13 protein-coding genes and 1 other RNA gene are annotated in these 19,211 nt (G+C 54.0%); 3 read left to right on the top strand and 11 right to left on the bottom strand.

Annotated elements, in window-relative coordinates:
• Positions 1-72: 72 nt before the first annotated feature.
• Genes ACI7M0_RS23020 through ACI7M0_RS23000 form a run of 5 tightly spaced genes read right to left on the bottom strand, consistent with a single transcriptional unit; the run spans position 73 to position 6,297 of the window.
• Entirely contained in the window at positions 73-729 is a 657-nt protein-coding gene (locus tag ACI7M0_RS23020) for an OmpA family protein (protein ID WP_129932611.1), read from the bottom strand.
• Positions 730-737: 8 nt separating this feature from the next.
• Positions 738-2,933: a hypothetical protein gene (locus tag ACI7M0_RS23015; protein ID WP_129932610.1), complete on the bottom strand. Its 2,196-nt coding sequence runs from the start codon at positions 2,931-2,933 to the stop codon at positions 738-740.
• Positions 2,930-4,162, bottom strand: a complete 1,233-nt coding sequence (locus ACI7M0_RS23010; RefSeq protein WP_129932609.1) for a hypothetical protein — start codon at positions 4,160-4,162, stop codon at positions 2,930-2,932. Before ACI7M0_RS23010 ends, ACI7M0_RS23015 begins: the two co-directional genes overlap by 4 nt.
• Positions 4,163-4,172: 10 nt before the next feature.
• A complete protein-coding gene (locus ACI7M0_RS23005) occupies positions 4,173-5,132 on the bottom strand; it encodes an ATP-binding protein (RefSeq protein ID WP_129932608.1) in 960 nt (319 codons plus the stop codon).
• Entirely contained in the window at positions 5,119-6,297 is a 1,179-nt protein-coding gene (locus ACI7M0_RS23000; protein WP_129932607.1) for an ankyrin repeat domain-containing protein, read from the bottom strand. The genes ACI7M0_RS23005 and ACI7M0_RS23000 overlap by 14 nt, the downstream gene beginning before the upstream one ends.
• Before the next feature lie 920 nt (positions 6,298-7,217).
• Between ACI7M0_RS23000 and ACI7M0_RS22995 the strand changes: the two genes are divergently transcribed.
• The 3 genes from ACI7M0_RS22995 to ACI7M0_RS22985 are packed head-to-tail and all read left to right on the top strand — an operon-like array spanning position 7,218 to position 13,376.
• Entirely contained in the window at positions 7,218-10,061 is a 2,844-nt protein-coding gene (locus ACI7M0_RS22995; protein ID WP_129932606.1) for a DNA methyltransferase, read from the top strand.
• Positions 10,062-10,063: 2 nt separating this feature from the next.
• A complete protein-coding gene (locus ACI7M0_RS22990; RefSeq protein ID WP_129932605.1) occupies positions 10,064-12,181 on the top strand; it encodes a DEAD/DEAH box helicase in 2,118 nt (705 codons plus the stop codon).
• Positions 12,174-13,376 carry a GIY-YIG nuclease family protein gene (locus ACI7M0_RS22985; protein ID WP_129932631.1) on the top strand — a complete coding sequence of 401 codons (1,203 nt, stop codon included), beginning with the start codon at positions 12,174-12,176 and terminating at the stop codon, positions 13,374-13,376. The genes ACI7M0_RS22990 and ACI7M0_RS22985 overlap by 8 nt, the downstream gene beginning before the upstream one ends.
• On the opposite strand, the gene ACI7M0_RS22980 is transcribed toward ACI7M0_RS22985, so the two are convergent.
• The 6 genes from ACI7M0_RS22980 to ssrA form a co-directional block, all read right to left on the bottom strand.
• Positions 13,362-13,655 (bottom strand): hypothetical protein, encoded by a 294-nt coding sequence (locus tag ACI7M0_RS22980; protein ID WP_129932604.1) that lies wholly within the window; start codon positions 13,653-13,655, stop codon positions 13,362-13,364. The two genes, ACI7M0_RS22985 and ACI7M0_RS22980, sit on opposite strands and share 15 nt — an antisense overlap.
• Positions 13,652-14,632 (bottom strand): integrase domain-containing protein, encoded by a 981-nt coding sequence (locus tag ACI7M0_RS22975; RefSeq protein ID WP_129932603.1) that lies wholly within the window; start codon positions 14,630-14,632, stop codon positions 13,652-13,654. The genes ACI7M0_RS22980 and ACI7M0_RS22975 overlap by 4 nt, the downstream gene beginning before the upstream one ends.
• Complete coding sequence (locus tag ACI7M0_RS22970) at positions 14,610-14,969, bottom strand: hypothetical protein (protein ID WP_129932602.1); 360 nt, start codon at positions 14,967-14,969, stop codon at positions 14,610-14,612. Before ACI7M0_RS22970 ends, ACI7M0_RS22975 begins: the two co-directional genes overlap by 23 nt.
• Positions 14,953-16,350 (bottom strand): YfjI family protein, encoded by a 1,398-nt coding sequence (locus ACI7M0_RS22965; RefSeq protein WP_129932601.1) that lies wholly within the window; start codon positions 16,348-16,350, stop codon positions 14,953-14,955. Before ACI7M0_RS22965 ends, ACI7M0_RS22970 begins: the two co-directional genes overlap by 17 nt.
• A 955-nt stretch (positions 16,351-17,305) precedes the next feature.
• The gene (locus ACI7M0_RS22960) at positions 17,306-18,562 is read right to left on the bottom strand and encodes an integrase domain-containing protein (RefSeq protein WP_129932600.1); all 1,257 of its coding nucleotides are present in this window, start codon (positions 18,560-18,562) and stop codon (positions 17,306-17,308) included.
• A 188-nt stretch (positions 18,563-18,750) separates the two neighbouring features.
• Positions 18,751-19,142, bottom strand: a transfer-messenger RNA (tmRNA) gene (gene ssrA, locus ACI7M0_RS22955).
• Positions 19,143-19,211: the final 69 nt, after the last annotated feature.

The following is a 19,211-nucleotide window of genomic DNA, read 5'->3' as shown; positions in this document are numbered from 1 at the left end:
TGGGGGGATTGGGCGTGTCGGTGGATCGATCCGACTGCCCATAGCCCGAGCGGGCAGTACCCGCTCGGTTGTTCAGATGCGCGTTGTCGAGTCTGCGCGGTTGATGAACTGCACCTCTACCCGACGGTTATGCTCATCTGCTGGGTCCAGATTGGGTAACGGTTGTGAGTCGCCGTAACCTGCCACGATGACACGTTTGGCTTGGGTGGCCTCCAGTGCCTCGATGAGCAACTTGCGCGCCTCACGCGCGCGCGCTGCAGACAAGGTGAAGTTGTCATCGTAAACCGTGCAGAACTTAGCGAAATCCGTCACAGGTCGCGACACCTGGATATTATCGGTATGCCCTTCAACAAGTACCTGGGCCTGGCTTGAACTCTCGAAAAACCTGGCGATGCGCGGGCTGACCAACCGCAGTTGCCGTTGCGCTTCTTCGGTCAAGCAGGCGCTGCCACGGGCGAACATCTTGTCACCCAAAGTCATCTTGTTGCCGGCCAGGTCGAAGGAAACGAGACTGGTATCGTCATGCTCGTCTAGTGCGGCTTTCATTTCCTTCAGAAGCCCGGTTACCTTTTCCTGTTCGCTCACTGCTTGTTGGTTCTTCTCCTCCTGGCGCTTCAGTTCGGCAAACTGGTTTTGCAGTACTGATACAACCAGCAGCAACATCACCACAGCCATCACACCTGCCATCAGGTCAGAGATCGACACCCATTCGCTCGGTTTCTCCTTCATGACTGCACTCAGGCCCCCACGGCTTTTCTGGCCGATACGACTTCATTGATGTTGTGAGCAACATCTGTCAGTTGCTGCAGGGACTGCTGCAGTGGAGACAGGTCCAGCGGTGGCCGGGCTGCGACAGTGGCCAGAGCATCCAGGGAGTCCGGAACTTTGATGAGCATCTCCGAAACTTTGTCATAGCGTTTGTCCAGCGACACCATGCGTTGCCCGCTTTCGGAAACTGCCTTGAGGCCATGAACGATGTCCTTGGCCAGCATCTTCACGACCTCTTGGATCTCGACAATGTTGGTATTGAGGTTGTCGCTGACCATTTCGAACTCCAAGGTTGTCCGCTTCTGGGCCTCGGCCGTGGCCTCCATGTTCTCGGCGACGTTTGCCATGGCAGCGTTGACCGAAGTCGACATGTTGCCGATGGCCTTGGAAATATTCTGGGTCGCTACGTCCAGACTGCTGGTCATGGTCAGCAGGTTGTTGCCGAAGTCGTCGTTCATGGTGCGAATGGTCGAACCCAGGTCTACTTTGACCGCCTCCATCACCTGTGAAAGGTTGCCGGTCGCGATTTCCAGTTGCTCGCCCATGGTGTTCAGGTTGCGGCTGAAGTCCCCATTCATGTTGGTCAGGGTGCTGTTCAAATCGGCCTTCACGCTTTCCATGACTTCGGTCATGCGCACGTTCAGGTTATCCACCACTGCCTGCAGCTCAGAGGCAGAGCTCGATACCTTGATGCCGGCCTCGCCCATAGTCTGTGCTGCTACTTGAAGGGCGTGCAGGTTGTCGCGGCTGCTGCCGGTAAACTCGGTCAACGCCTGCTCGCTCCGTTTGCAGGCGTCCGCGATCTCCTGGCTGATTGCCTGCTCTTGCTGAGCCATCTGCTCGCTCTTGGCTTGGCCATCTAGCAGCCCCGTGACGCCTCGGACTACATCGCTGATGCCGCCGTTTAGCGCCTCGAAGCCGGACTGCAAAGTACTGCGGTTGTCGTCAGCAAGCTGGCTCAGCGCACGCTCGGTGCGCTCGGCAGAATTGGCCACGTTGTTGGCAGCCGCTTGCTGAGCGTCAGCCTGCCCTTGCTGCAATACCGCTATGCTTTGAGCAACGCTGGCGAGCCCCGTGTTCAAACTGTTGAAGCCCGCTTCGAGATGGGCATGGTTGCTGTCGGCAGACTCGATCAGTGCACGCTCTGTGCGTTCGCCAGCATTCGCCAGCTGATCGGCAACAGCCTGCAAACCATCTGCCTGACCTTGGGACAGTGCTACGATGCCTCGGGTTACGCCAGCCAGGCTGGCATTTATACCCTCGAAGCCTGACTGCAACTCGCTGCGATTGCTGTTGGCTGCTTCGATAATTGCACGCTCGGTTCGCTCGGCAGCGTTGGCAACTTCGGTGGCAACCGATTGCTGGTTGTCAGCGTTGTTTTGCATCAATGCGGTGATGCTTTGCGTCACCCCAGCAATGTTGGTGTTCAAACCCTCGAATCCCGACACCAGCAACTTATTTTTCTCGCTTTCATTGCGTTGCTGAAGCTCGAGTTGTTGATGCCATTGCACTTTCATGGCATCCGCCTGTTTGCCCATGGCGTCACTCAAGTACTTGGCGGTATTGGCCATGCATTTGTGCAGGAAAACATCATGTGCCTTTCTTGCCGCTTCACGTTTCTCTTGGGATATCGCGAGCTGATCTTTGACTTTGGCAATACACCACGCCAAACGACGGCTCTCGTAGCCTAAAGCCAGCTCCCATACCTTCAACAGTATGAAGGCCATGATGCCCCAGGTAGAGGTTTTGAACTTGGTGCCCAACCCCTGCATCATGGCGGTCAGGTCTTGCATTGCGCCGCCCATCGCGCCGACGGAAGCATTGCCGCTTTTCTGAAGAATGGTAGAGGCATGGTCTAGCGCCATCCCCAGGCCCAGGAACGTCCCCAGAAGGCCGACCACGAGAAGCATCCCGGGCATGATGCCCGCGATTTTTTCGGCGGCCGTGGCTACTGTCTCGCTCAGATCATGGACGGAACCATGATCCGCTTGCAGTGCAGAGGACTCCAGACTCCCGCCACGCCACTTCTTTTCCCACCCATTGGGCTTTGCCTGCAGCGCCACCATCAGGCCTGTGAGAATGGTCAGGCCCCAGATAAAAGCGAAGAAGCTCATCTGTAGCAGATCGGGTTGAGGGAGCAAGAAGCTCATGATTTCGCTGTTCACGCGCTGACCTCGATTTCTTTGAACGACTCGGTACGTGCTTGGCAGTCATTCTCGAAGATGTTCCCGAAGTCGATCAGCAAAGCCTGCTCTTCATCGCTCAGGTCGACCCACTTCACGTCCTGTTGAGCGCAACGGGAAATCAGTTCGCCGACTTCCTCGCTGCGATCCGCGAGGTATTCCTGCCCATCGTCAATCAGCTGCTGCTCGTCTTTTTCCAGCAGTTGCAAGAAGCCTTCAGAGGCGTACACATAAGCGCGCTTCTCACGAATGCTCACATCGAGCTGGTCGAGGCGCTGGCTGTCGCGGCCAAGGTTGCGTTCCAAGTCATTGAGTACCACCTGTTCTTCGGCGGTCAGCGCCTCACTGCGGCTAGCCATTGCCATCCGTTTCGCCAGCACCTTCTCACGGGAATGGTTGTGGTTGAGCTGCTTCCACTGTTCCTGCAGCTGCTGCAGATCCATGTTCCATGCCACGGTCATTTCTTCGAACACGAAGGGAACGACAGGTTTGCCGAAGTGCAGCGTGGTCAGTTCGTTCAGGGTCTCGGTTTGCTCAAGCGTCAGGGTCGGGTTCTCTTCCAATAGGCCAGTAGAGATTTCCATAAGCGCGAGTATGTCTGCATCCACATCACTCATATGCTCGATCGACGTCATGCGTTTTTCGTAGAACTTCAGCAGCTTCTGCGCTGCGCGCACACGCAGGTAGTGGTTGAAGTCCTTGAACTGCTCGTTCTCGACCACGCGCAGGATCTTGGCCTTGGTCAACAAGTAGCTGTTGATCAATTCAGCCACTCTGATGGCTGCCAACTCAGCAGACGGGACTTTATCGATTGCTTCCTTGAAGGTGCGGGCGCGAGCTTCGGCTTCTTTGATTTCGATATCGTTGAGCACTTTCTCGCGGATTTCTCGAGCGTATTTGATGATCCAGTCAATGGCCTTTTGCAGCTTTTCCATCAATGGATGTTTGTCCAGGTTTTCAAGGAACCCGAGCGCTTTCTCCAGGCTGAGTGCCATCGCACTTACGATGGGCCACGGGGCATACTTAGCCAGCACAGTCAGCGCAACCCGGGTGTGGGTGATGTAGGGCTTGACCGTTTTCCATATTTGCTTCACGTCTCCGACGAAGGTTTCCGCCTTGTCGGCCAGCCAATTGACGGCAGCGACTGCCTTCTCTTTTACCGTGTTGATGAAGCTGGAGGCTTTCGACTTGACCCGATCCCAAAGACCCATAACTTGCTCCTTAGCTGACGCCCAGTAATTTGCGAGCGGCTTCCAATGTTGGTGTGTTGGTTTTGCTGTTATTTGAGTGCAGATGCGAGAGGGCAGTGACCACCTGGTCAATAGCCTCCTGCAGATGAGCGAGCGCCAGTGCTGGCTTAACAGGGACGCTCACTGCTTTGGCCAATGCCAAGCGCATGCAGGTGCGAATCTCGCGCCCGGACAACCCCTGCGAGGCCTGCGCAGCTGTGCTCAACAGCAGGTCAAGATCGTCGGTAAGTGGAATGCCGGGCACCAGAAGTTTCGCCCAGATGGCTCGCCGCTCAAGCTCACCCGGCAGCTCGAAGCCCACGTGCTGAGAGATGCGGCTGACAAACGCCGAGTCGTAGTTTTTAACGAAGTTGGTGGCAAAAATGACGATGCCTTCGTGCCTCTCCAGCTCGATCAGCAGGGTAGAGCGCATGGCATTGACTTCGTTGTCGATACCCTGGGTAACCGAACTGAGCCGCTTGCCCAGCAGCGTGTCTGCTTCATCGAAGAACAGAACTGCATTTTCAGCTTGAGCACTGCGAAAAACGGCAGCGATATTCTTGGATGTATCACCCATGAACTTGCTCTCCAGGTCGGCGATGCTCACCAGCATGATCTTCTTGCTCAAACTACCGGCGAATGCTTCTGCCGTGAGTGTTTTGCCGGTACCTGGCGGGCCATAGAAGTTCAGGATCGTGCCTTTGCCAGCTGGGTCTACCGCGGCAAAACCCCACTCGACGTAGATGGTCTGGTAGTGCTCGATCTTGGCGACAGCCTCCGCCAACTGTTGCTGGAGCGCGCTCGACATCACGACGTCACGCTCCAGGGTGAAACGTGGGCTCATGCAACGAAATTCTGCTTTGGCAGGTTCGGTATTGCTGGCGAGTGCCTCATCCAGCCCTTCCAGAAAATGCGGACGGATTCTGCTACGCAGAGAGTCATTCGATGCCATCGATCAAAACCTGTGCTGGGTTGAGCGCGGAGTGTAAAGAAGCGCTGTTGAGTGGCTCGATGTGCATCACGCCTTTGCTATCGAAATGATGCTTGAAATGGGTGCGGAAGAACCGCTCCATCTCGATCTGGTAGTGACGGCGCTCGAGGTAATCGATGACCTCTGAGTTGGCATCTGGCTTGGCCAGCGACAGGTCCTTCTTTGCCCAGCCGAGTGCCGTAAGGCCATCAGCGTCAATGGTGGTGACCTCTGCGCCGGCGCTGAGAAGCGCCTTCACTAACGTGAGATGGCCCAGACGGCTGCGCACATGAGTGGCGCGCGCCGCATACATCAGCGCAGTCCGACCTTTGGCATCGGTTAAATCCACCGTTGATTGCAGGCGGGAAACGACGGCGCCGTGGGGATGTTTGCCGCGGATATCGGCCAGATATATGAGAGGCGTCTGCTGCCGCTCGTTGAGCACGTCGTCCGGTACGTAGCGCAGTAGTGCTTCGCAGGCCTCAATGTCGCCCGCTGCCGCCGCCAGATGCAAAGGCGTATTGCCGTTCTCATATGCCGCGGCATCGCGCAGGATGTAGCGCTGCTCATGCAAGTACTCGCCCAGATCCTCCTTGTCGCCAGACTCGCGCGCCGTATTGAATGCTCGGGTGTTGAGTTGCTGTGCGCTGTAGTGTTTTGGCGCTCTATGCCCGAAGTAGCCGTCCTGGTCGATGGCGAGCGATGAAGGATCGTGTGCTGCTGGGCTCTGATCTCGGTCCTGCCAATGGTGGAGGTCATTCCAGGTCCAGGCTTTGCCATCCTGCCAGTGACAAATCGGATGCCAATCATCGTTGGCCTCGACGGTGACATGGCCCTTGATTTTCAGCGGTGTCTCGAGCCACTGGCTTAGATGATCGGCCAGCTGGTGCAGGAACCCATGAGGGAGTTTGCTGCTGCCGGCAAGGTGAAGCTCGGAGTTGCTGCCCGCGCCTGTAGCCCAGTTATCTTTCATCCAGAGGGTTGCGGGGCGTTGCAGCGGCGTTTTGTATGCCCACTGCACGGCGAACTCCCCGAGCCATTTGGAGAGGTTGGCTTGAGTGTCGGGGGAGATGGCCCGCAGGTCGACGGCCAGGTAAGCCACGGCCGCTTTTGGTGTGCGTACGATCGTGCTGTAAGGATGACTCATGATGGTGACTGATCCCTGTCTTGGTTGCCGCGCCGCGTCGCGTCAGCGCCTGCACAGCGGTTGGCCGGCGCGAAGGTCGAGATTGAGGAGCGCCATGGGCGTAAGAATGCTTCGCACCTTGTTGGGTATCGACGGGTAGACGATAACCTTTAGTGGCAAAATGATGTTGGATGATAATTTGAGTAGAGGATGGATCGTTGGGCGGTAGTGTGGGCGGGCTCGTATATGATCGAGGTTGGCCACCCGGATCAACCGCGACCGGAGACCACTGAGATTGACTACTGCATGAGCGCTGGTGTACTGCGCCTGCGTGGCGCCACTGCCGGGAGCATCGGCTGCGTGGTCCGGAGTACCGACTTCGGCTGAAAGATCCGTTGCTGCTCCAAGGGGTGGAAGCGGCACGCTGGCGGTAGGTTACCGAGCAGAGCAAATGTGCAAAATCTGAAAAATAGCACAGCCTTTCTGATTTCTCGGGCTATTTAGGTACGGGGAGGTCGACGGCGTATGACGGTGGCTTGGTGTCTGGGCCATCGAATCCTCATAAAATTGTTGCAGGTTGGGCGTTCAAATGGCTTGAGCAGCGCGTACCAGGTTGGAAGCCTCAGGCGTCGTAAAGTAATGATGACGCTGGGCGAATTATCACTGGTAGGATCAAGCCCCTTAGGCTGATTTACTACCAAGTGGGTCGGATATCGCCATTTGCCCCCCTTATCCGCCGCATTTTTGCTGTGGAGCGGATACCAAGGCCTGATGTACGAACAATCGGAGATGGAACGGTTCATGTGTGACCCTAAAAACGGGGCAGGTAGCCCGAACGATTAACCCCCCCCTGGGAACTCAACGTTATCCCTTGGACAATGAGGCTTAAGCAAGCCCATGTCGAGCGTAAGCGGAAAAATTTACATAGGTACGAATGCCCCATGAACGCTGTAGAAATCGAACAGGCTATCTCTGACCTAGCAGAGCAACCCTTTGATAAGGCTGAGTTTCCGTACCAGTTCCTTGCCGCTTTCGGCCACAAGGAAACCGCCTTGCGGCGTTTGCGTGCTGGCAATAACAATTCTTCTGATGTAGATGGGGGCGTATTAATGCGCAACCACATTCATTTAGCTGTTAGTGAGAGTGGACAGGTAGGGGATACACTGACCAAGCTGAGAGTTAGCCCAGCGACCCTTCAGTCGAAAGCAAAAATTAAAATTTTGATGGTAACAGATGGGCAGACTCTTGAGGCGGAGGACCTGACTACAGGTGAAACTATTGCCTGCGCCTACTCCGATTTTCCGGACCATTTTGGCTTTTTCTTGACGTTAGCCGGGATCTCTACGATCAAGGAGATTAAGGACAACCCCATCGACATTAGGGCCACGGGGCGTTTAAATAAGCTTTACGTTGAGTTACTGCGCGAGAACCCAGAGTGGGCAAAAGGCGAACGCCGTACCGACATGAATCACTTTATGGCACGACTGATATTCTGTTTCTTTGCCGAAGATACGGGTATTTTCAGAGACGGGCTATTCACGCAGACCATAGACCGAATGGCTGAGCGTGATGGTGGCAACGTGCACTCGGTTATGTCAGAAGTGTTTCGCGTAATGGATATAAAAGTCGGTGATCGGGCCGGTGCTGAACCGCGGTTACCCAGCTACGTCACCGATTTCCCTTATGTTAACGGCGCTTTGTTTTCCGGGAGCACAGAGGTACCTCGTTTTACCCGTATTGCGCGTACTTACCTCATGCATGCGGGTAGATTGAATTGGCGAAAGATCAATCCGGATATCTTTGGCAGCATGATTCAGGCCGTGGCCGATGACGAAGAGCGCGGCGCATTAGGTATGCACTACACCAACGTGCCTAATATCTTGAAAGTGCTGAATCCGTTATTTTTGGACGATTTACGGTCTCAACTAGATCTTGCAGGAGATGACAAGCGAAAGCTATTGGCACTGCGCAGGCGCATTGCGCGAATTCGAGTTTTCGATCCGGCGTGTGGATCAGGTAATTTTCTGGTGATTGCCTATAAGCGATTGCGTGAGATTGAATCTGAAATTAACGAGCGCCGTGGTGAGCGGGATCTTAGAAGTGAAATTCCACTGACAAATTTTCGTGGTATAGAGCTACATGAATTTCCTGCTGAAATTGCTCGATTGGCTTTGATAATTGCAGAGTTTCAGTGTGATGAATTGTATAGGGGGCAGCGAGAAGCATTGGCAGAATTTCTGCCTCTGGCAAAAGAAAACTGGATAATTTGTGCTAATGCTTTGCGTGTAGATTGGTTAGAGCTGATGGACGCCTACGGGACAGGCGTGAAGCTAGTAGCAGATGATTTGTTCAGCACGCCATTGGATCAAACTGAAATAGAGTTTGTGCACGAACATGGTGAGACCTACATATGTGGTAATCCACCGTATATGGGGGCTACTGTCAAAGCGCCAAAGGGCGCTACTAAAGAAGTGAGGGAGCGCTTAAAGCGCGAAGCTGAAGCGCGGAAAGCTGATTTAAAGTTGGTGTTTGATAAATACACTAATACATTTGGTACGCTTGACTATGTTTCAGCTTGGTTTATGAAAGCAGCCGAATATGGGAAGTATACTAATTCTTCTTTCGCATTCGTTGCTACTAACTCTGTCTGTCAAGGGCAGCAAGTGCCTGTTTTGTGGCCGTTGATTTTCGATACGGGGCATCAGATATCATTTGCGCACACCTCTTTTAAATGGTCGAATCTGGCTGCTAAAAATGCTGGGGTGACTGTTGTGATTGTCGGGCTTTCACGTCGCCCTGGGAAAGTTCGTCAAATTTTCACGATTGGTGAAGGTGACGTCCATTCCGTAAAAGATGTCGAAAATATCAATGCCTACCTTGTTCCAGCACAAAATGTCATTGTTGTTAAGAGGCCAGAGCCTTTTGGCGATTTGAGTATAATGACGAAAGGAAACGCACCTACCGATGGTGGTAATCTACTTTTGGTCAGAAATGATATAGGCGGGCTAGGCTTGTCTGATCAGGAGCGTAAAAAAATTGTTCGCCGTTTTATAGGCTCTGAGGACTCTATTAATGGTGATTACCGTTATTGCCTATGGATGGACAAACAGGATGCATGTGATACCTCTAAGGTTGAGGGTATCAAACAACGGTTAGCTGGAGTCGCGAAGATGCGTTCCGAAAGCGATAAACAAGCGACTCGAAAGTTAGCAGAGACGCCTTATGCTTTCGGCGAGATCAGGCAGAAAGGTAATGAACTCCCTGTGGTAATTCCAAGGCACAGCTCTGAGCTAAGGAACTATCTTCCTTTTGCTTTGGGTAACAGGGGGGATATCGTCGCTGATAGCGCCTCAGCTCTGTATGATGCTCCATTGTGGAATGTGGCGATTTTTTCATCTCGACTGCATTTGGTTTGGATCGCAACTGTATGTGGGCGGATTAAGGAGGATTACCGCTACTCCAATACTCTAGGTTGGAATACCTTTCCTTTACCATTACTTACCACTCAAAATAAGCTTGATCTTGAAGCATGCGCCAAAGATATTATCCTGGCGCGTGAAGCGCATTTCCCTAAAACAATTGCCGATCTTTACGAGCCGGATGCTATGCCGGACAATCTTCGTTATGCACATGAGCGCAACGATGAAGTGCTGGAACGCATCTACATTGGTAGACGCTTTAGGAACGACACAGAACGTTTGGAAAAACTATTCGATCTTTACGCCAAGGTGGTTGCGGCATCTGCCAAGGCCAAGCCTGCAATGAAAGTGAAGAAGGCAAAGTAAGCATGAATGATTCAGCTAGCAATCCAACTAATACCTATGTCGTGCCGTCGGTGTCCATCAATACGGAACATACTGGTGCATCTAACAAGGCTAATGTACTTGGCATGCGTTCCATGCAAGAGCGTGCCTACGCCAAGCGTGGCGAGCAGTTCTTGTTAATAAAGTCGCCGCCAGCCTCAGGGAAGTCTCGAGCTTTAATGTTCATTGCGCTGGACAAGCTGCATAACCAAGGACTGAAGCAGGCCATAATTGTAGTGCCCGAGCGCTCCATTGGTAGCAGTTTCGCGGATGAACCTCTAAGCCAGTACGGCTTCTATTGGGATTGGGAGGTGGCTCCGCAGTGGAATCTTTGTAACGCACCTGGTGTTGATGAAGCGCGAGTGGCTAAGTCTAAGGTGGGCGCCGTTCGTAAATTTCTAGATTGCGCTGACAAGATATTGGTATGCACGCATGCAACGTTTCGTTCTGCCGTTGATGAGTTGGGAGTAGAAATATTTGACGGTCGCCTGATTGCAATCGACGAATTTCACCATGTTTCCAGTAATCCTGATAATAAGCTGGGTAGTCAATTGGGCGCTCTCATGGTGCGCGATAATATACATGTGGTTGCGATGACAGGCTCTTATTTCCGAGGGGACAGCGAAGCTGTACTGGCCCCTGCTGATGAAGCGAAGTTTGAGACCGTTACTTATACCTATTACGAACAACTCAATGGATATCGCTGGTTAAAATCTCTGGATATAGGTTACTTTTTTTACACCGGGCCTTATGTTGACGCTGTGGCGAAAGTTTTGAATCCGAGCTTGAAGACAATAGTTCATATACCGAGTCCTAATGCGCGCGAAAGTCTCAATGATAAGGTGCGAGAAGTCAATGAGATAATGGGTGCGCTAGGAGAATGGAGAGGAGTTGATCCTAAAACTGGATTTCACTTAGTCGAAGCTACAGATGGTCGCATGCTAAAAGTGGCTGACTTGGTTGACGATACTGATACTGCTGAGCGGTCTCGCGTTTTAAGTGCTCTTAAGGACCCTCTGCAAAAGAACAACCGTGATCACGTGGACATCATCATCGCGCTGGGCATGGCGAAGGAAGGATTCGACTGGATATGGTGTGAGCACGCACTGACGATTGGTTATCGCAGTAGTCTGACTGAAATTGTGCAAATTATTGGCAGAGCTACTCGAGACGCTGATGGCAAAGAACGAGCAAAATTTACCAACCTAATTGCTGAGCCGACTGCCGATCAAACCTTGGTGGCTGAGGCGGTAAACGATATGCTCAAGGCGATTTCTGCTAGTCTTCTAATGGAGCAAGTGCTCTCTCCTCGCTATGAATTCACTCCAAAAGATACTGGCCCGAAAGAGGGCTTTGAATATGGAGATGGCGGCTATGTAGAGGGGCAACATAATATCGGGGTGAACAAGAGTACCGGTCAGATCCACGTGGAAGTCAATGGTCTGGTCACGCCGGAAAGTGCAGAGGCGACGCGCATTTGCAGGGAGGACTTAAATGAAGTCGTTACCAGTTTCTTGCAGGACAAAACGGTACTTGAACGAGGCTTGTTTGATACAGATAACACTTTGCCTGAAGAATTAACTCAAGTGCGCATGGGTAAGATCGTGCGTGAACGCTATCCAGAATTAAGCGAGGCTGATCAAGAGGCTATCCGGCAGCATGCAGTGGCAGCGATGACTATCACTCAACAAGCTAAGTTAGCTTTGGCGCAGGCGGATGCCGACGGAGGCAGTGGGCTTCAGGGGAATACGTCGTTGTTAGATGGCGTGCGAAAGTTTGTTAACGTGCGTGATCTAGATATCGATCTTATTGATCGTATCAATCCCTTCGAAGCCGCCTATTCGATCCTAGCAAAAGCAATGGATGAGAAATCGCTGCGTCAAGTTCAATCAAGCATTGCAGCTAAGAAAGTAAATATTCCCGTTGAAGATGCGCGCGAGTTGGCTAGACGAGCTTTACAGTTTAAAAACGAGCGAGGCCGCCTTCCCGACATAAACTCTGCAGATGCCTGGGAGAAACGGATGGCTGAAGGTGTAGCAGCCTTTGCTCGCCACCGTGCTCAAGCTAAAGCAATTGAGTTGGGAGAATCCAGTAATGGCTAGTCTGAATGATGATGAGCTGCTAGACGCATTAGGGGTTGACGCTACTCCGCCAAAACGCAGTAGCCACGTTCCGCAAGAAGAACGAATCATAGCAGGCTTTGAGGATATCCTGCGATTTTACCAAGCATATGGCAGGAGTCCAATGCATGGTGACGATCGGGATATTTTTGAGCGGTTGTATGCGGTGCGTCTAGATCAGCTAAGGAAGTTACCTGATGCGCGGTTACTTCTGGGTGAGATGGATTCCCCTGGTTTGTTGTCTGCAGTGACGACCTCTGTTGATATAGATGAGCTTGACGGAGATGCTTTGCTGACCGAGTTGGGTATCGAAAATAATCCCACAGAAGAAAGTGATATCACCGTTCTTCGCCACGTGCGCTCTCATGCAGAGGTGAAGGTGGCAGAGGAAATAGCTGGCCGGAAACAATGTAATGATTTCGAGCGTTTTAAGCCACTATTTGATGAAGTCACGGCAGGCCTGAAGAAAAATGCTTGGGTTACTAGGCCATTCGGGAAAAATGCCAGCATCGAAGCAGGCGACTTCTTTGTTCTTGGGGGGTTGATCACTTATGTGGCCGAGGTGGGTGACACATACCGGACGCCGAATGCAGAGACTAATGGCCGTTTGCGTGTTATCTACTCCAATGGTACCGAAAGCGATCTATTGTTACGCTCACTACAGAGAGCTCTATATAAGGATACTGAAGGGCGTACGGGTTCCCGTATTATAAAGCTAGATGCCGGTCCACTTTTTGGTGGTGTAACGGAATCTGATGACATTGAATCAGGTTGCATTTATGTGCTGCGTAGTCGATCCAGCCACCCGTTTGTTGTTGAACATCGTGAGTTAATTCATAAAATTGGTGTGACAGGTGGAAAAGTCGAGGCCCGTATCAGGGGCGCTGCAAAAGATACAACCTATTTGCTGGCTGACGTAGAGGTGGTGGCTACTTACAAACTTCATAATGTCAGTCGGGTGCGATTGGAAAATATTTTTCATCGTCTCTTTGGTGCTGCCCAGCTTGATTTGACTATCGAAGACCGGTTTGGGCATCCAGTTAAACCCAAGGAATGGTTCCTTGTACCAATTCATATTATCGATGAAGCAGTGCAGCGAATTTTGGATGGGACGATTACCTATGTGAGCTATGATCCGGCTTCAGCCCGATTAATCGAGGATCTATCTAGGGAATAGCGCATGTATTTGATCTTTGCTTATCTCGTGCATCCGCCTCCAGATCAATGACGCGGTGAGTCGATAGTAATACTGGCTGGCATCTGAATGGTCTTGCACATGCTTGGTTAGAAACCAGCGGACATGTTTCAGCTTCCAGGTCCAAGGATTGTCCAGGTGCCAGCGCCATTGGATGGCTGCTTGCATGATTCTGGCTTGCCGTAAATGTCGTTGCTGGGTGCTCTTCGATCCGGCCAGCACACCGCTGAGAAACAGCGTCATATCAAAGGGTTTGCTCATGATCTGCCACCAATGTAGGCCGAAACCACATCAATCCGGAAGTGCCCAAGCTCAACGCTGATCTGCTGACGCGCCCAATGATCAAGGTCGCGGTCGATGCGATCGCCGTGACCATCATTGATTGGCGCAGTACGGCTGGTGAGTTGCTCGTAACGTTCGCAAGCGTAGGCCGAGCGTAGTTCATGAAAGCCCTTTATCCCGTGCTTATGCAGAATTTCGCGAGCGGGGAGCACCGTCCGTTGTATGAACGCGGCGTAGGTTTCGGTTCGGTGCAGCAAGTTGCGGCTGTCGACCGGCGACGCTTCGCGCGCTAGTTGGAGCGCCGCGTTAACTTGTTCAGTGGCGATGATCCAGCGTGGCGCTGATGCCCCTGAGCGGCCGCCTTTGGTACCGTCCTGGATATTGATGCGGCCCAAGTGTTTGGCTTCTCGGTGCAAGCGCGGCAGGTCCGCTAGGATCGCTTCGCGCAGGCGCATACCGGTAGTTCGGGCCAACATGACAATTGCGGCCACCCGCTCGTGCTTTTGTTCAACCAGCACCTGCAGCAATCGCTGCACTTGTTGTTGGTCTTGGCCATCCGGCGCACGCGTGCGGACTGTGGAGCGCTGCTGTCCCAACGCCTGGCTCGGGCTGATGATTCTCACGGCCTGATCACCGCGCATCGCAGCGAGGGTGCGGTTGACGCTGCTCAGGCGGTTCTGCGCGGTGGTGATGCACAGTTCGCCTTGCTGGATCTGCTGGCGCAGGTAAGCGGCGTAGTCACTTAGTGTCTGTCGATCGATCTGCCGAGCATCGTTGTAGCGAGGGCCATCCTCTGAGCGGCACCAGCGTACGAAGGCTTGCCAGCGATCGCTGTGTGCTCTGACTGTGGCGAAATGGCCGCCGGCAAACAGATCTTCCAGTGCCCGCCGACCGGCGTAGCTCAGCTGGCGACCATAGCCAAAGTTGCGACCGTCACGTCGACCGACCAGTGCCATTGTCTTCACCTTGATCGTTGGTTTGTAGGTGCAGTAGCAGTCTTTTCCAGTGATGGCCGATGCTCTCCAACTGCCCCCAGTGTGCTGGGCGGATGAAAAGGGCATTTTCGCTGTGTTGCAGCAGAGCCCCTTCTTCTTGCAACTGCTCGATGAGCTGAGCGAGGTCGATGGGCTCAGATGTTATACTGGCGACAGCGGCGACACTGGCGACAACCCCTGTCGCATCGCACTTGGCAGGTGGCGAAAAAGCGGTGACGGTGGCGGCGACACTCCGTAACTCGGACGACGAGCGATGTTGCGCCTGGTAGCGGCGCACGGCGTCATTGAGGCGGAACATGGCGCACCTCGAATATGTCTCCGGCATTGTTTAGCCAGTTATGGGTAACCAACTGCAGCAATAACTCGAAGGTGTGCCGCGTGCTTTTACGGGCAAAGCGAGGGCCGTTGCGTGTGATGTCGCGGAGGCGAAACGGTGGCCAGTTCTTCTTTATCAACCAGCGCAGCAGGCAGTCGGCCTCTGCGCGAAGCTTATTCAGAGGCTCCTGTTCGGTCAGTCGTTGGTTCTCGGCCAGGTAGTAATCCATCAGCGTAGAGGCGCGCTGAATGTGCATTTCTTCCAAGACAGTCGATTCTTCAACCACCGCCATCACACCAGCCATGCGTAGAACGTTCGCGGCGGCTTTGCCCGCAGCAGCTTGCACGTTGACCAGTTCGCCGAATTCCCCTGACTCGCATTCAATGGTGTCGTGAATGGCAATCCATGCTTCACGGGCGCGGGGACTTAACTCCAGGGTTACAGGGTTGAGGCCGCCGTCTTTAAGTCGTGACCAAGGCTTCTGCATGAGCGCGGCAATGCGCTGCTGGTACAGCTGCACCTTTGGATCTCGGTTCAGGTCGATGGATTTGTACAGTCGTTGTCCAACCAGACGCTCCGGCCAACTGATCAGACAGCGCCCCAGGATGCCCTGGTCTTTGATATCAGCGTCCTGCAGCAAGCGGTCTGCCAGGCGGGGTTGAAGCATCAAGTGCATGCTGAGGCGGCGATCATAGGCACGCAGACTTTCTCCAGTCATCGCGCGCGATCGATCAATCGGGCTACCGTCCCACAGCGTCGACAAGTGAGTGATCGCCTTGATCATGTTGTCCTTGCTCATGGTGCTACCGCCCAAAAACTGCCCGCCCTCATCGCTGAACAGCCCCATGCTGGGCAAGCCGTGGCACAGGCTTTTGACCAGGCCCTCAATGGTCGGCTCAGCAGTGAGCAGTCTTGGTTGGACAGGTTCAGGTTGGGCGTCCAGCGCTAGCTGTGCTGACTTTTTCGAGGTTGGTGACTTCGCGGTGAGGCTCATTGCCGCTCGGTGCGCCTTGAGCTGTTCGCCATAGGCGATCCACTGCTGTCTTTCCCAGTCGCATACGGCCTGCAGCGCAATATGGTCCACCGCGCTTTTGCGATCGCCCGAGCAAGCCACCGTCAGCAAGTACAGCGACAATGGATAGATTCGGCCGTCGAGGTGAACATTGCCGTGCGCCTGGCTCGCCAAAGCTGCCGTGGCCAGAACAGATTGCGCGGCCATGGCGCAGGGTACGCCGATCACATCGGCCATGCGTTCCACGGCAGGCCCCAATAGATCGCCCAGCGCCGCGACCGGGTAAGGTAGGGGCGTAATCTGCTGTTCCAACAAGGGGCGTGGTGGCCCTTGTACTTCACGCAGTTGCATAGACGTCCTCCATAAATTACCGATCTCTCCCTCACGTCATCCCGCCAAGAATGCTGAGTGTTATCAGGGATCAAGGCCCCTGCGACCTGTGAGGGTGTCCACTGACGCGGGACTGGCGGCTCCTTACGACCGGGAGCAAGGGCATCTCATTATCTGGCCTCCTGAGCACCGTTACCGGTGGGCGGGTGGAGGCTGCACTGGCTGACGAGACCAGCGCCGCGAGATCCTGAGCCACGAGCAAGCAGCAATGCGATGACCGGGGCATGCCTGACTGTCAGTCAGGTACAGTCCATTCCCTGGTCTGCGGCACCATCATCTACAGCGCTGTTGCTGGTGATATCGGCGTTTGTCACGCCGATTGTCACGAGGGGAGTTGCCGCAAAGCCATGTGCGATGAGGGCTGCAGCAGTGGTAGGCGCGCCCGTCTCTTTTCTGGAAAAAGAGACGGGCGAACGGTTGGCGCAAAACGTTGGCCGAGCAGGTTCGTTGCTGCAGGGCTAAAGGGTTAGCGGGCAGCCGCACTAGGCTGATTGTTTAGAGGGCGTCCATCATTCTGGCGAATGACCGTGCGAGCCTCCGGGCGCGAATCGCACTTTGGGATGAACCACCGGGTTAGCGGCATGACCTTGAAGGCTCTGGTCATCTGGGGTGCTGCCTAAGGCAGCGCTTTGAACCTTCGTTCTATCGGTCACCGCGGCATGGGTCAATTGGTGAAGGGCACATGGAAATGCGCCAGATTCCTTCTTTGGCGTGCTTTGGAAGTTGGTGGGTGTCAGTGGCAAAGTGGCCGTTTGTCGCTTTTCTAGTGTTAGCCCGTGAGCATGGGGATGCGAAGCCTCCCAATGCTCAGGGGCTTAGCCGGAGAAGCCAAACTCGAGGCGAGTTGGCGACTGTCGCCATCCGCTCAGACGGCAAGGATGTAGATGGCACGCGGTCTGTCGCCGTTGTCGCCGCCCTATCGGATGGGTACTACGTTCCGATCCCTGGCCACATTCATCGCGCTGGCCGAGAGATTGCCCGTCGACGCCTTCAGAATGTACTCGCTCCACCAAGCCATCATCGGCCGCCGTCGCTCGATGTAGTCGGCTCGGTTGTAGGCACTGCGCACCTCATCCTTGTCGACGTGCGCCAACGCAACTTCGATGAGCTCCGGGTCCCACCCATGTTCATTCAATATGGTGCTGGCCATCGAGCGCATACCGTGGCTGACCAAGCGGTCCTGGAAGCCCATGCGTTTCAACGCCATGTTGGCGGTCTGGCTATTGGCATGAGTACGAGGGTTTCGGTCTGCCGGGAAGACGTATTCCCGATGGCCACTGTGGGCCTTCAGTATCTCCAGCAATGACATGGCTTGATCGCTCAACGGGATGCTGTGCGGGCGGCGCTTCTTCATCCGCTCCGGCGGAATGGTCCAGACACGCCTTTCAAAATCGATGTCTGCCCAACGAGTAGTGGCCGCCTCGGCTGGGCGAGTCATGGTGTGCAACTGCCATTCGATCAGACAGCGGGTCGTGCGCTTGATACTGGCGTTCGCTATTTCCAGCATGAGTTCAGGAAGCTCCTCGGGTGGTAGCGCCGCCATGTTTTCTTTCTTCGGCTTCTTGAATACCGCCCGAATCCCGCTGAGCGGGTTCGCGAAAATCATTCCCGAATTGACCCCGTAGGTCATGATCTCGTTGAGGCGCTGGCTAAGCCGCTTCACCGTTTCCAAGCTGCCTTTGGCTTCGATAGGGCGAAGGATCTTTATCACCATCGGTGCGCTGACTTCCGAGATCGGGGTCGATTTCATGCTCGGGAAAACGTGCAGAGTGAGTGAGCGCCAGATGTCCTCGGCATAGGCCGGCGTGACCGAGTCCTTTTTCAACTCGAACCAGGCGGTAGCTACTTTCTCGAACGTATGTTCCGTCACGGCTAGCTTGGCCTGCGCGAGATCATTGCGCTGAGCTTTGGGATCGATCCCCTGTGCAAGTATTTCCCTAGCCTCAACCGCTTTCCGCCGAGCTTGCGCCAGCGAGACCTCGGGATAGGAGCCGAGCGCCATGTTGATGCGATTCTTGGTGACCGGATGCCTGTAGTTGAAATTCCACTGCATCGAGCGGTTGACCCGGACGCGAAGCTGCAGGCCGTCGCCATCCGTGAGGACGTAGTCCTTGTCTTTGGGCTTGACCGTCTTGAGCTGGCGGTCGGAGAGACGAGCTGTTTGAGCGCACATGGGAGATGCTCCATGACACCTTTTGGTATTCCCAAGATTAGCCTCAGGTAGGCTGGAATACCACGGGGAATACCGAGATGGCTGGAACTCAAAAAACCGTTGTGGCCCTCAAAAGATCAGTAAACCCTTGATTTCACTGACTTCCAGGCACAAAAAAAGACGTCCGTGGACGTCTTTGTTTGATCATTTGGTGGAGCCGGGGGGATTTGAACCCCCGTCCGCCAGTACTCCGCTGTCGGTACTACATGCTTAGCCGTGTCTACTGATTTAATCCGCAGCCGCCCGACGGGCAGGGTGCTTTGGATGAGTTGTGTAAGTTTTAGTCACTTCGCCCACAACGTGCTACGCGACGATCCTGTTCTGTATGACAATCATTTCGGGTTTACAGGCATCCCCTAGTGATTGCTGGAGCCGAAGCTACCAGAAGCAAAGGTCACTTACGCTGCGAGAGCGTAGGATTCCTCGCCGTAGGTTTCGTCATTGGCAACTATAGAAGTTGCAACAGTGGATTTACGAGTTCTGTTACCAACTCGGCATGCACCTAGAGTTTCGCTACCGGCGTCGAATCCTAATCGGCCCCGCACTAGCTCTTGGCTAACGCACCTTGCGGCGCGTAGGACGGAGTATACGCCATTGCGCGGGCGACGTC

Source organism: Pseudomonas sp. 10(2024), from assembly GCF_045164175.1.
GTDB classification, from domain to species: domain Bacteria; phylum Pseudomonadota; class Gammaproteobacteria; order Pseudomonadales; family Pseudomonadaceae; genus Aquipseudomonas; species Aquipseudomonas alloputida.
This window is presented reverse-complemented; position numbering and strand designations above follow the sequence as displayed.